At 48.6% G+C, this 13,083-nt stretch carries 13 protein-coding genes; 6 read left to right on the forward strand and 7 right to left on the reverse strand.

Annotated elements, in window-relative coordinates; translation table 11 throughout:
• Positions 1 to 24 precede the first annotated feature (24 nt).
• The 4 genes from M1D71_RS02015 to M1D71_RS02030 form a co-directional block, all read right to left on the reverse strand.
• Positions 25 to 675: an amino acid ABC transporter permease gene (locus tag M1D71_RS02015; RefSeq protein ID WP_458125032.1), complete on the reverse strand. Its 651-nt coding sequence runs from the start codon at positions 673 to 675 to the stop codon at positions 25 to 27.
• A gap of 84 nt (positions 676 to 759) precedes the next feature.
• The gene (locus M1D71_RS02020; RefSeq protein ID WP_458125033.1) at positions 760 to 1,479 is read right to left on the reverse strand and encodes an amino acid ABC transporter permease; all 720 of its coding nucleotides are present in this window, start codon (positions 1,477 to 1,479) and stop codon (positions 760 to 762) included.
• 101 nt (positions 1,480 to 1,580) lie between these two features.
• A complete protein-coding gene (locus tag M1D71_RS02025; protein WP_145325711.1) occupies positions 1,581 to 2,414 on the reverse strand; it encodes a transporter substrate-binding domain-containing protein in 834 nt (277 codons plus the stop codon).
• A gap of 39 nt (positions 2,415 to 2,453) precedes the next feature.
• Positions 2,454 to 3,182: an amino acid ABC transporter ATP-binding protein gene (locus M1D71_RS02030; RefSeq protein ID WP_421893485.1), complete on the reverse strand. Its 729-nt coding sequence runs from the start codon at positions 3,180 to 3,182 to the stop codon at positions 2,454 to 2,456.
• A 480-nt stretch (positions 3,183 to 3,662) separates the two neighbouring features.
• On the opposite strand from M1D71_RS02030, the gene M1D71_RS02035 reads away from it, so the two are divergent.
• On the forward strand, positions 3,663 to 5,276 hold the full coding sequence (locus M1D71_RS02035) for a glycoside hydrolase family 28 protein (protein ID WP_458125034.1): 1,614 nt from the start codon (positions 3,663 to 3,665) through the stop codon (positions 5,274 to 5,276).
• A 152-nt stretch (positions 5,277 to 5,428) separates the two neighbouring features.
• Here the strand turns inward: M1D71_RS02035 and M1D71_RS02040 are convergent, their stop codons facing one another.
• A complete protein-coding gene (locus M1D71_RS02040) occupies positions 5,429 to 6,280 on the reverse strand; it encodes an AraC family transcriptional regulator (protein ID WP_458125035.1) in 852 nt (283 codons plus the stop codon).
• A gap of 255 nt (positions 6,281 to 6,535) precedes the next feature.
• Here M1D71_RS02040 and M1D71_RS02045 point away from each other — a divergent pair, with 255 nt between their 5' ends.
• Entirely contained in the window at positions 6,536 to 6,997 is a 462-nt protein-coding gene (locus M1D71_RS02045) for a cupin domain-containing protein (protein WP_336763991.1), read from the forward strand.
• A 78-nt stretch (positions 6,998 to 7,075) separates the two neighbouring features.
• On the opposite strand, the gene M1D71_RS02050 is transcribed toward M1D71_RS02045, so the two are convergent.
• On the reverse strand, positions 7,076 to 7,903 hold the full coding sequence (locus M1D71_RS02050; protein WP_458125036.1) for an aldo/keto reductase: 828 nt from the start codon (positions 7,901 to 7,903) through the stop codon (positions 7,076 to 7,078).
• 336 nt (positions 7,904 to 8,239) lie between these two features.
• On the opposite strand from M1D71_RS02050, the gene M1D71_RS02055 reads away from it, so the two are divergent.
• From M1D71_RS02055 to M1D71_RS02070, 4 genes are all read left to right on the forward strand, one after another.
• Complete coding sequence (locus M1D71_RS02055) at positions 8,240 to 9,496, forward strand: DUF445 domain-containing protein (protein ID WP_458125037.1); 1,257 nt, start codon at positions 8,240 to 8,242, stop codon at positions 9,494 to 9,496.
• A 355-nt stretch (positions 9,497 to 9,851) separates the two neighbouring features.
• Positions 9,852 to 10,133, forward strand: a complete 282-nt coding sequence (locus M1D71_RS02060) for a hypothetical protein (protein ID WP_458125038.1) — start codon at positions 9,852 to 9,854, stop codon at positions 10,131 to 10,133.
• Positions 10,134 to 10,149: 16 nt separating this feature from the next.
• Positions 10,150 to 11,487, forward strand: a complete 1,338-nt coding sequence (locus tag M1D71_RS02065; RefSeq protein WP_458125039.1) for a lipase family protein — start codon at positions 10,150 to 10,152, stop codon at positions 11,485 to 11,487.
• A gap of 54 nt (positions 11,488 to 11,541) precedes the next feature.
• Positions 11,542 to 11,814, forward strand: a complete 273-nt coding sequence (locus M1D71_RS02070) for a hypothetical protein (RefSeq protein ID WP_458125040.1) — start codon at positions 11,542 to 11,544, stop codon at positions 11,812 to 11,814.
• A 244-nt stretch (positions 11,815 to 12,058) separates the two neighbouring features.
• Here the strand turns inward: M1D71_RS02070 and M1D71_RS02075 are convergent, their stop codons facing one another.
• Positions 12,059 to 12,850 carry a YcnI family copper-binding membrane protein gene (locus tag M1D71_RS02075; protein WP_458125041.1) on the reverse strand — a complete coding sequence of 264 codons (792 nt, stop codon included), beginning with the start codon at positions 12,848 to 12,850 and terminating at the stop codon, positions 12,059 to 12,061.
• Positions 12,851 to 13,083: the final 233 nt, after the last annotated feature.

Here is a 13,083-nt window from a genome sequence, read left to right on the forward strand (position 1 = left end):
CGCGAGCAAAGGGGTTAGGCTTCATTAATTCATCCGTGCCTCAAGTCGCCTTGCGACAATGGACAGCGCGTAGTTGATGACAAAATACAATACGGCTGCGAGCAGCAGGGCCGGGATGATGTAATCGAAACTTTGACCGCCAAGGATCTGCACGTTGTGCATTAGCTCCGGCAGGGAGATGATGATCGCCAGTGAAGTATCCTTCAGCAGTGAGATGAACTGACTGACCATCGGCGGGGACATGCGGCGTAGCGCCTGTGGCATGATGATGCCACCGAGGGTCTGCATGTAGCTCAGGCCAGAGGAACGGGCCGCTTCCACCTGACCGCGCTCAACGGACTTCAGACCGCTACGGACGATCTCGGCGATCATCGCACCTTCGAACAGACTCAGTCCAACGACCGTGGACCAGAAGACGGACATTTTGATCCCGAGCTGCGGAAGTACGATGTGGATGAAGAAAATGATGAGCAATAGCGGCAGATTCCGGATTGTATCCACGATCACTGCCACAATCTGTGACAGAATAGGGATGCGGGTATACCGCACCGTACCCAACACAGTTCCGAGCACGAAGCTGAATACAATGGATAGCCCTGCTACCTGCAGGGTGATCAGGAATCCTTGAAGCAGAAAACGAAGGTTGGGCCACGCATAGGCCCCGCTAAAGTCCATATTTTATTAGCCTCCTTCTGTGTGCAGGAATGGAATATCGAAGATCAATAGATGGAGCATGGACTGTAGGTACAGGCCGATCTGTTACATGGTGACCTGACCCGCCGGTTTGTTCTTCTTCGGCTTACCCTTGGTACGCGCCTCTGCATCGCTCTGTCCGAACCTGCGCTCCATATAATGCACCAGGAAGCTGAGTGGTAGCGTCAGCACCAGATAGAACAGCGCGACAATGGTGTACACACTTAGCGGCTGGAACGTATCCGAGTTGACCAAGTCGGCAAAATACATCAGATCCATCCCGGCAACGACGGCGAGAATGGATGAGTTTTTGACCAGGTTGATAAACTGGTTGCCAATGGACGGCAACACAATCTTGATGGCCTGTGGCAGAATGATCAGGTTCATGGCCTGTACATAGGACAAGCCAGAAGACCTTGCTGCTTCCAGCTGTCCACGCGGCACAGTCTGAATGCCTGCTCGGATCGCTTCGGCAATGAAAGCGGCGGTGTAGATGGTCAGACCCAGAGTACCAGAGACAAATCCATCCAGAGAAATGCCGAGTGCAGGCAGTCCGAGATAGAAGAAAAACACAACCAGCAGCAGAGGGATGTTTCGGATAAATTCCACAAAAGCCGTACCGATCCAGTTCAGTGGTTTCACAGGGGATATCCGAAAGATGGCCAGGATTGCGCCAAGGATAAAGCTGCCGACCAGAGCTATAATGCTCACTTGAATGGTATTCAGGAATCCTTCCAGAAAACGATCTGAGTGTCGCATCAGTACGCTAAAATCCAATGTGCCCATATAGGCGAAGCCTCCGTTCTCCAGATGTAGAAACGGCGATTACGTCTGCTCATGCATCGCATCTAGCAGACGAATTCGCCGCGTACCCATCTTAATTCGGGTTACTCGGGCTTGGAGCCCAGCCATTTCTCATGCAATGTGTCATATTCCCCGCTGTCTTTCATGCTTTTGAGCAGCGTGTTGACTTCTTCCACGAAGGCGGTGTCGCCTTTGCGAATGGCCATACCATAAGGTTCGCTTGTGAAATTGCCACCAACCAATTGGAAGTTATTATCCGTCTGTTGCATGCCGATGAGGATGATGTTATCCGTGGTCAGCGCTTCACCTTTACCGGCTTTGAGAGCGGTGAACGCATCCTGATAGTTATCGAATTCAAGCACCTCGGCATCCGGGGCTTTCTCGCGAATGTTCTGAGCGGAGGTGGAGCCTTTCACTGCGAGCACTTTCACCCCGCTAAGGCTTTCCAGGCCGGTAATGGCACTGTCGTTTTTCACCAGCAGGGATTGGCCTGCCTCGAAGTAAACATCACTGAAATCCACCTGTTCCTTACGCTCATCCGTAATCGTCATCGTGGCGATAATGATGTCGATGTCTCCGTTTTGCAGCATGGGAATGCGCGTCTTGGAAGTGACCTCTTTCAACTCGACTTTCGTTTCATCTCCAAGGATCTGTTTGGCGAGTGCTTTGGCGATATCAATATCGAACCCCTCAACGTTACCACTTGCGGGATCTTTCAATCCGAACAGCTTTGTATCATATTTCACACCGGCAATGAGTTTGCCGCGCTCTTTAATCTGCTCGATTGTTCCTTTGGCTTCAGCATCCCCGCCAGAACCGCCACTGCTGCTACTCTCCTCGCCTGTACTACAACCTGACAATACCAGCGAGAGAATGAGGACAAGCATAAATGATGGCCATTTCAATAATTTCTTCATGAATAAAGACCCCTTTCAAAATGGAATATTGGATTATTCTCAATGATGAATCAGACGGCTCAGGAATTGCTGTGCTCGTTCTTCTCTGGGGTTGTCAAAAAATTCAGCGGCGGTGGCCTCTTCTACAATTCGGCCTTCGTCCATGAAGATGACCCGGTCCGCAACTTCACGGGCGAATCCCATCTCATGAGTAACGACGACCATGGTCATGCCATTATGGGCAAGGGAACGCATAACATCGAGGACTTCTCCGATCATCTCGGGATCAAGTGCAGAGGTAGGTTCATCAAAAAGCATGATTTTGGGCTCCATGGCGAGTCCTCTGGCGATGGCTACCCGTTGTTGCTGTCCACCGGACAACTGGGAGGGATAACTGTCTGCTTTGTCAGCAATGCCCACTCGGGTCAGATACTTCATTGCCGTTGCGGCTGCCTGTTCTTTGGGTTGTTTGCGCACCTTCATCGGTGCAAGGGTAATGTTATCGATGACTTTTTTGTGAGGATAGAGATTGAAGTGTTGAAATACCATGCCGATGTCACGGCGGAAGAGGTTAATATCCACCTTTTTCTGATGTAGAGGGATCCCACTGACGACAAGTTCACCTTCGGTAATGGTCTCCAGGCGGTTAATACAGCGGAGTAACGTGCTTTTGCCGGAGCCGGAAGGTCCGATAATGACGACGACCTCTCCTTCTTCGATGTGAAGATGGATATCCTTGAGGACATGAAAATGACCGAAATGCTTCTGGACACCCCTAAATTCAATCAAGAGTACACCCCATCCTTTCTGCAACGTCTGTTTGTAAAAGGGATAATAAGGAATAAATTGAAACTAGTTATTTAATCATACATAGTCATCCTGCTTATGGCAATTGGTTTGTTATAAAACGTGACATAAGTAATGGAGTTTCTAGGGCTATAGCCAGTAAATGTGTTATATATCTGTTATGTTATTAAAACTCTTGTGACGAATCCTGACAGAAAAATGAATCTAATCTCCTAGTTGTTTACCAACCTTTGGAATAGATGTATATAGTATACTGGAAGTGATGTTTGATTTATGACTCTGATCAACAAAACAAATAGCATCAAGTTCCACGTGTACATGGCAAGAAAGCTCAACCCTGCACATCACGCCGTTGATATGATGGAGCGAGAGAGCATCCGTTTGAACGTAAGTAAGGAAAGCAAAAGCGATGTATGGATCCCATAACAATTCCATTACAGGTAGAGAGGATGATTCTGCACGATGAATACATATCACTCCCCATTATCGACAGGAGCAAGTGCCGAGACCAACGTTCGAGCTTATGAAGCCGATTTGCCTGTCATTCCTGCTCAGGATTTTCAGCTTACAGACTATGGAGCTGTTGGAGATGGCGTAACGGATAACACAGAAATGTTTCGGCTTGCCATCGCGGCGTGTGCCGAAGCAGGAGGTGGCAGAATTGTGATTCCTGCCGGGGTATGGCTAACAGGTCCAATTGCACTGCGCAGCCGGATCGAGCTACACGTGGAAGCCGGGGCGTTAGTTACGTTCAGTCGAGATTTTGATCAATACCCATTAATTGCATCGAGCTTCGAGGGCTGGCAGGCTGTTCGTTGCCAATCTCCGATTGATGGTGATCAACTGGAGGATATTGCGATTACCGGTAAGGGGATATGGGATGGTGGCGGTGAAGCTTGGCGACCAGTGAAACGTTCGAAAATGACCACTTCACAGTGGAACCGATTGGTGGCTTCGGGTGGTGTTGTTGAGCAATCCGGTGGAGATGAAGAGATCTGGTGGCCTACCACAGCTGCACTTGAAGGCGGTACCATTGCGAATCGTTTGCATCAGGAGCAGGTACGTGATGTGGCATCCTATGAAGAGGTAAGAGACTTTTTGCGCCCTAACATGGTCAGTTTACGGAGATGTAAACGGGTATTGCTGGACGGTCCAACGTTCCAGAATTCGCCTGCATGGAATCTCCATCCCTGGGCATCCGAGCATATCACCATTCGTAATGTGAGTGTGCGGAATCCGTGGTTCTCCCAGAATGGAGATGGGCTGGACATTGAATCCTGCCGTCATGTGGTGGTGGAACAAAGTGTATTCGATGTCGGTGATGATGCGATCTGTCTAAAATCAGGCAAAGATGCTGAAGGTCGTGAACTGGGTCTTCCATCGGAGTTCATCACCATTCGGGATTGCACCGTGTATCACGGTCATGGCGGGTTTGTCATTGGCAGTGAAATGTCCGGTGGCGTGCGGCATGTGCGAGTATCCGATTGTACGTTTATCGGAACAGACATTGGACTTCGCTTCAAAAGCGCACGTGGGCGCGGCGGGGTAGTTGAGGATATTCAGATTGAGCGCATCTATATGAAAGATATCATTATGGAAGCGATCTCGTTTTCCTTTTTCTATGCGAATCAGGAAGGATCTGCCCGGGGTAGTGACCTGTCTCAGGAGATTAGTGAAGAGACTCCGGTGTTCCGTGATATTCGAATATCGGATGTGGTCTGTGCCGGTGCCGATACTGCGTTGCTCGTGAGTGGATTGCCGGAATTGCCTTTGGATGGCGTGATCATTCAGCGCTACAGCGTACAAGCCCGCAGTGGAGTCCAATGTGCTCATGCGAAACATCTGCATATCGCTGAATTGCAGGCGCAGATCACCGAAGGTCCGCTGATTCATTTGCACCAGTGCAAAGGGGCGGAGTTAGAGCGCATTCAGGGCAAGGGCGTGGATGGCCGACTTCTGATGGTGACAGGACACGAATCCGCAGGCATTGTTTGCCGAGAAGCTGATGCAGACACAGACGGTCGCCAGATCTCTGTTGGTCCTGAGGTGAGAAGTGGCGTGATCATTCGCAGGTAAAAGGTATGTAATAAGGTTTATACAAGTTGGTCAAATTCAGCCGCAGTGGCGTAGCCATATATCCAGTAATCGTGGTGCTTCACGATATAAGGAATACGTAATCTCTGGAGCAAGGCTACCCACTCGGCTTCTATATGATGTGGTCTGAGGATCTACCGGTGTTCCTTGCGATAGCGCAAAGGCGTTGTACCGGTGACCTGTTTGAATGTTTTGTTAAAATGAGCCGTATGCTCGAATCCTACCTTTTCTGCGATCATTTGTACACGCTCTTGTGTGGAAAGCAGTCTTCGCTGTGCCTCTCGGACTCGGACAACACGCAAGTATTCGCTGAACCGAAATCCGGTAAATCGGCTGAACATCCGGCTCAGATAGGATGGGCTGATATAAAAGCGACTAGCTGCACCCTCCAGAGTGAGTGGTTCCGTGTAGTTGCTATTCACATAAGTGACAATTTCACTGATTTTGTCCTGCATCGGATGCAAAGGACCAGGGCATGACTGCCGGATGACCTCCTCTACCCGATGAATACGGATCAAAAGTTGGGCAAGCAGACTTCGTACCGCAATCTCATAATGAGGGCGGCGTTCTTTGCATTCTTGCAGCATCTGCCACAATATGCGCTCCATCTCGGGCTGTTCCGCCTCAGGCAGACGAAGCAGTCTGGAACAATCAAATGGCAGCAAACCACATATGCCGAGCTCCATCCCTGTTGCAAAAGCAGGCGAAAAACCGATTAGAAATCGTTCAAAGCCGGGAATACTTCCTTTGGAGGTCGTATGTACATCATGAGGATTGATCAGAATGAAATCACCCTTGCGAGCGGACAGAATCTGACCATTCATGGAATAGACTCGTTCTCCTTCGAGCAGGTAATACAATTCGTAGAATGGATGAGCGTGAGGCTGTGACATACCGTTCCCGTCATGTCTGCGCATATGTTCAATGGTAAATGCATGTTCACCGATTCGATATTTGGGTCCAATCCGATCCTCTATGAGACTCATGGTACAGCTCCTCTCTGCTTCACGGATTAACAGCGATATCCATATCATAACGGAAAATCCATCTTTTTGTAAACGCTGTCATTGGAGGTCCATATTTCTTTAATCTTATGGATGAAAATCGGGAGAACGAATCTGCATGCCTCATGTGTGCTGTCAAGGTGACAAAACCTGAATGATGTTTTAGAGTAGGGAGAGTGAGGCGAAACTCTGGATAAGGAGTGTCTCCAATATGATTTGGAAGGAAGGAAACAGGTTATGACGACACATGAATTATCGCCATTGGTTGCTGCGCTCAATATGCAACCTCACGTTGAAGGCGGTTGGTATAAGGAAGAATGGAAGGCATCGTATCAGATTCCACAATCCGTTCTGCCTGACGCGTACTCCGGCCCAAGATTCTCGGCTAGTTCCACGTATTTCCTGCTGCATGCGCATGAAATCTCCGAGTGGCATACGGTTCTATCGGATGAACTTTGGCTGTGGCACAGTGGCAGTCCCATCGAACTGAAGCTGGGTGGCAACGGGGAGAACCCGGAGAATGAGGAAGTTCTCATTCTGGGTATGGATATTGCTGCGGGACAATCGCCACAGGTGCTCGTTCCTGCCGGCGTATGGCAGACTGCACGCCCGCTGGGTGATGAGCCTGTGCTGGTAACATGCGTGGTAGCGCCAGGTTTCCACTTTGATGATTTCAAGCTGGTATCCAAAAGCGAATAGAATTCATATCAAAACTCCCGATCCGAGATGCTCAGGGCATCCGTATCGGGAGTTTTTTGAATGATTTGAATGATATAGTTAAAAGTTAAAGTTGTCGGGATCAGAACCAAAGCGTTTGTTTTCGTTCAGGCCGTTAATCTGCTCTATTTCTTCAGCAGTCAATTCGAAATCGTAGAGATCGGCATTCGCGCGAATACGCTCAGGTGTAACGGATTTCGGTATGGTTACGATGCCGTTCTGCAGATCCCAGCGCAGGATCACTTGTGCAGGAGACTTGCTGTATTTGGCGGCGATGTCCTGAAGCAATGGGTGATCCATCAGATGACCTTGTCCGAGCGGGGACCAGGCTTCGATCTGAATCTGATGTTTGTTGCAGTATTCACGAAGCTCTGACTGAATCAGCAGTGGGTGAAGCTCCACCTGATTGACTGCAGGTTTGATCGTGGCATCAATCATCAGATCTTCCAGGTGATGAATCTGGAAATTGCTCACGCCGATCGCACGGATGCGTCCTTCATTGTGGAGTTTTTCCAGCGCTCGCCATGTATCTTTGTACTTGCCCTTAACCGGCCAATGGATGAGATAGAGATCCAGATACTCCAGTTCGAGTCGTTCCATGCTGGCTTCGAAGGCAGCTAGCGTGGATTCATATCCCTGATCGTTATTCCATACTTTAGTGGTAATGAACAGATCCTCACGAGCCACTCCAGATTCACGAATACCCTGAGCGACACCGGTTTCGTTGTTATACGCTTTGGCTGTGTCAATGCTGCGATAACCAGCTTGAATGGCCGTTTTGACAGCTTGAACGACTTCGTCTCCGTCTTTAACTTTGAATACCCCAAAACCCAGCCATGGCATTTTGACTCCGTTATAGAGCGTGGTTGTGTCCTGCACGTGTTTCATGATCCGAAATTCCTCCTCTTATTGATCCATCATTGTTCCACTATGTAATTACCCTGCTGTTTGGCGGCCAATCGATATAGAAGGGGCCGTCTTGATTGATTATACTAAAATACTCCTGGTATTGGAAAAGGAAGCGATCCATTTTACGAAGTAAACACCCCAAATGTCCTTTTTTGCCAAGCAGAGGTTTGGTTTTGACGCTTGTGGGTGATAAGATGAAGTATACGAAATATGGAAGTTAAGACTTCGCTAGTGGAGAGTTTATATAAGAAACGTAGAAGTGCGGAATCGGACTGTTCCGGGCCGTGCGATTAATCATAAAGGAGCAAGATTACAATGGCCAAACCTAAACAAACCAAAAAAGCTGCAGCCTGGTCTCTCGTGGTGATGGGAGCTGGATTTGCTGCATCATTGCCGTTCCAGGGTGTTCCTGTGGGCAAGTTGCTGGTAGGATCGTTTGAAGCGGGACTTGTGGGTGGACTTGCGGACTGGTTCGCAGTTACGGCACTATTCCGTCACCCACTCGGTATTCCCATTCCGCACACGGCATTGTTGCCGAAAAATCGCGATAAAATGACGGAAGGTCTGGTCTCCGCAGTAGAGAATAACTTGCTCAACAAAGACAGCATCACCGAGAAGATCGCAGATTTCAAAGCAGCAGAAACGGTGCTCGACACGTTGACACGTGAGCTTCACAGTGACGGGATCAAGACCATGATTGATACGCTTTGCAAACGAATTCTGGCGGGTCTGCCGTTAGAACAGATTGCTCCGCTCGTAGCGGGTGAGATCAAGTCACAGGCTGGTGCCTTCGATCTGGGCCCGATTCTGGAACGGGCTGCTCACCAGATGACAGAGCGAGGTTATGACGCGAAAGCGCTGGACTACGGATTGAAGCAAGCCGAGGAGTGGCTGGTTAAGCCCGAGACGGTCATGTTTTTGGGTGAAAGCGGCATGAAAGCCATCAGCGGCATACAGATGAACGGATTAATGCAATTTGCGATGAATGCGTTCCTGGGTTATATGAACGAGGAGCGTCTGGGTGGCATTTTACAAGGATATCTCTTCGATCGGGTAGAGGATATGAAACGTGAAGGCAGTGCTTTGAGGTACAAGGTGCTTGATATGGTACGTACCCAGACGGTGCGCATCGCCATGAGCGAAGGTGTGCAAGAGGGCGTGAATAGCTGGAAGAACAACATGCTTGAGGGCTGGAACGCGGAGGAGACTGTGCTGAACAAGCTCACCGAAATGAGAGATAAGGCGCTCGCCGCGATGGAAGACGGACGTTATGTAGATACGTATGCACTGCCAGCCATTGAACGGGTATTATCTGACTTACGTGCAGATCATGAATTGATGACAAGCATGAACGCCAAGATTGTGGAGGGTGTCACTACACTACTGGAGAAAAACCATTCCAAAATCGGTAAACTGGTACGTGAAAATGTGGACAAAATGGACAATGCTACTTTGGTTTCGATGATTGAAGATAAGGTTGGACAGGATCTGCAATGGATTCGGATCAACGGAGCCGTTACCGGATTTGTTATCGGGATTGCGCTGACTGCGCTGCAGATGGCATTGGCATAACAGTTCAACATGGTAAACAGGAGGGCCGCTCTTACGAAGAGCAGGCCCTTTTTGTCGTTGGTGGGAAAATTATCATGTGGGTGATGCAACAAATAGGAAAGCGGGTAATGTACACCAAAGTGTTCTATTTGAATCATATAGGAAGAAAGTTACATGAAAACGATTCTGTCAGCCGATGTGGTCCATGTTGATTTTGTACTATGATGCAGGTAACAGATGAACAAGGTGTATTTCACATATAGTGAGTTCTACCGTTCAACCATGAGGGGGGATCCGTATTAAACGTACAGGATGGCTAAGAGGTTTATCCGCACTGATAATGGTGTTTACTATATTTCTGGGAGGTTGTCAGAACATGAATGCAGGTGAGAAGGAAGCTCTGTACTTAGAGGCTGAAACAACTGTAGTTCAGCACTTCAAGCAGAAGTTCGAACTGGATGTTGTAATTACAAGCAAAGAGTTATTGCCGGAAATGGCAGTATCACAGATTGGGCTGAAAGGGCATGTAAAAGATCATGAAGACCAGAGTTTCGGCATTTCGTACGATTACAAAAAGAAGATAACCAAGAACCTGGTTATCAGTCCTGAAATTGAGGAAGCAATGATGGCCAAGGGACATGATCCATACGCCAAATAAATGGGAGGTGTAGTTATTGAGTAACGGGTCCAATATTGATGATGAAACGTATAAAACGATGTCTGATCTAGCCTATCAGGATCAAAAGGCTGGAGATCGATTAACAGAACTGCCCGGCTGGCAGGTTCTTGAGGGGACAGAAAGCAATAGTTTTTCCGGTTTTGATGCCGTGACATTTTATAATCCCGAGACCAAAGAAGCGGTCATTGCCTATCGCGGGACAGAAGGAAGCGCGTCCTTGGATCGCTCTGTACCTGATTTTGTGATGGATGGACGCATCGGGGGCGGAGAGTTGATTCGCAAGGGGCAACAGGAGACGGGGAATTTTATCAACAATCTTACGCCAGAATGGCTTGACAAAGGGGTTAAAGGCGTCAAGGACTTCACAGGTATATCCAAAGTGGAGAATTGGGCCGATGACAGAGTAAAAGATGTGCAGAACTGGACAGGTGATCGCGTAAAAGATATTGAAAAGACCGTCTCTCCTACAGGCTGGGCCAACCAGATGTATCAAGCCGAAGACTATGCTAATCAGATGCAGAGCAAGCATAAGGATCTGGATTTCTCGATGACCGGGCATTCCCTGGGTGGGGGGAACGCACAATATGCGTCGGCTTATACAGGTATTCCTGCTGTGACATTCAGTGCGCCATCCGTAATGGGTAATTTGACGCCAGAAGTGCGACGTCAGGCTGAAGCGGGTGCATTTGACGGACAGGTTGTGAACTATGCAAGTCCGAGTGATCTGGTAGCCAGCGGAACCCTGGGAGGATATGATCGGCATGTTGGATCGACTTATTACATCAACTCCGATTATGACTCCGCGAATGATGGCGTGAGTATTATTGATAAAGCCAAGAACTCGTTTGGCGGAGAGAACTACCACAGTTTGGATCAATATGATTTCAAGAATGGTTATATCTCGAATGACTTGTATGATCCGATTACCGGGGAGAGAGTCCGTTATTCACCGCGGCTTATGGATCACATGGGACCGTTCGGCAAGAACTTCGGTCCGTTACGTTCCAAGTCAGGTGGCGGTGGAGGTGTGGCTTCGGCGGTAGCAGCTTCCGGTCTGATTCAGGTAACGCCGGAAGAACTGAAAAGTGTGGCTTCGCGGTGGAAGCAAAATGCACAACAGTGCAATGCGGAGCTGAATCAGGTGCGAACCCGCATGGCGCAATACCTGCATACAAGCCGCAGTCGCAGGCTGGAGCCAATTGTCACCCAACTGGACGCGTCCATTCATGAGCTTGGCACATGGCATATGAAACACACCAGCCAGTTCCTGAACTTTATTGATGAGAAGGCGGATGCCTTCCGGCAGGCGGACGAGAGTCCGGTTCATTTTTAATTAGATTTCTGGGTGGCTAGCGTTGGTGATATTACGTACATAGGGGGGACACGAGTGGGTGGACAATTGCTGGTGGAATTGAATGATCTTCGGATTGCGGAAAAAGAACTGACACAGCTGCTTGCCCGTCTGCAAGCCGATGAGCAGGAAGCAAGGACGCTATACAGTCGCTTGAACGATTGGAAAGGCCACTCCGCAGATCATACAAGACAGCAGATTGAAGAGTTTTTTGCGGGCCTGTCCAGACGTATTCAATCCATTGAACAGCAGAAGAAGAGCTTGCTGCAATACATTGAGTTTATGATCCAGACGGATCAGGAACGCTAACGAGCGTCAATGCTGTGGCCATATTGCGGATGGTAATCAGCGTTAAGATGAGTGTGAAAGTGGATCGGGCATGCTTGAGCGCATAAACCGTGGAATGAAATGAAAATGGGTAGCCAAACCCAAACCAAGAATGCAGATAGCTAAAAAAAAGCCTATGGTACATCGGGGTTGATCCCGATGCCATAGGCTTCTTTTCTTATCTCAATTTGTATCAAGTTAAGTTATCTAAATCGCAAGTTAGTTCTTAACGTTTCTTGCGACGAGTCGCCAGAGCGATTCCCAGGAAGGATAGAATCAGAGCCAAAATGGATACGATCAATGTTGCTTGTTGAAGCTTCAGTGTACCTGGATCTGTATCCGTGTTGTTCGACTCACCTGTAACGGTGTCATTAAGTGCATCGCCCAGTGTAGTATCATCGTTTGCTTGGGTATCGTCAGTAGCCGCGTTATCACCAGCGGCTCCTTCTGTTCCTGCACTATCATGCCCTTCGTTGGCAGAACCGGCACTATGATGATCTCCACCTGCCGCAGCATTACCCGCAGCAGCTGGATCTTCGCTAATCGTTGTAATACTGTGCGGGTTGCTGTCACTAGGCTGGCCTGTCCATTCTACAATACTGCCATCGCTGTAATATTGGAAGGCATCCCAAGCTACTTCAGCTTCAGCCTTAGGGTTCTGCGCAACGAAGTTGAACTGCTGGAATTGTCCTGCCAGAATGCCTTCGTTATCTCCGTCAATCTCCCAAGTAATGGATGTTACTTCATTGGAATCGTTCTTCTCTGTGGTGATTTTCCAGCCTGCCAGTGGTTGATATTGCTTGAAGGCAACACCTTCGGGAACTTTCATCGTGATCTTGGTTGTAGGCAATTCTTTCTCGGAAGGAATCTTAATCGTATACGTCTGCCATGCGCTTGTCTGAGCAACGGATGGGCTGACCGTAACGTGAGCGCTGGCGAATCCAGCGAATAGCATGAATGCTGCGGTACCTGTTGCAATAGTGGATGTTAGTTTGGAAATCCATGATGTTTTCTTCAAAATAAATAACCCCTCTCAGTTTTTATCTTATATGATTCGGCCCATTTTCTTAAATGAGTGTCTACGTTCTGCAAAGGCACCGTTTCGGTTACGAATGGTTCTTTCGACCACCGTTATTCCCAGATTTTTCGATTCCCTTTTCTCAAAGGGGAAAATCCGGTGATAAACGCGAAGCGTATGCTTCCGATGCAGCTTTCTTGCAGAAAGCTTTTAGCTTCGCTTTTTCAGGTTTG

The organism is Paenibacillus sp. Z3-2 (assembly GCF_054161325.1).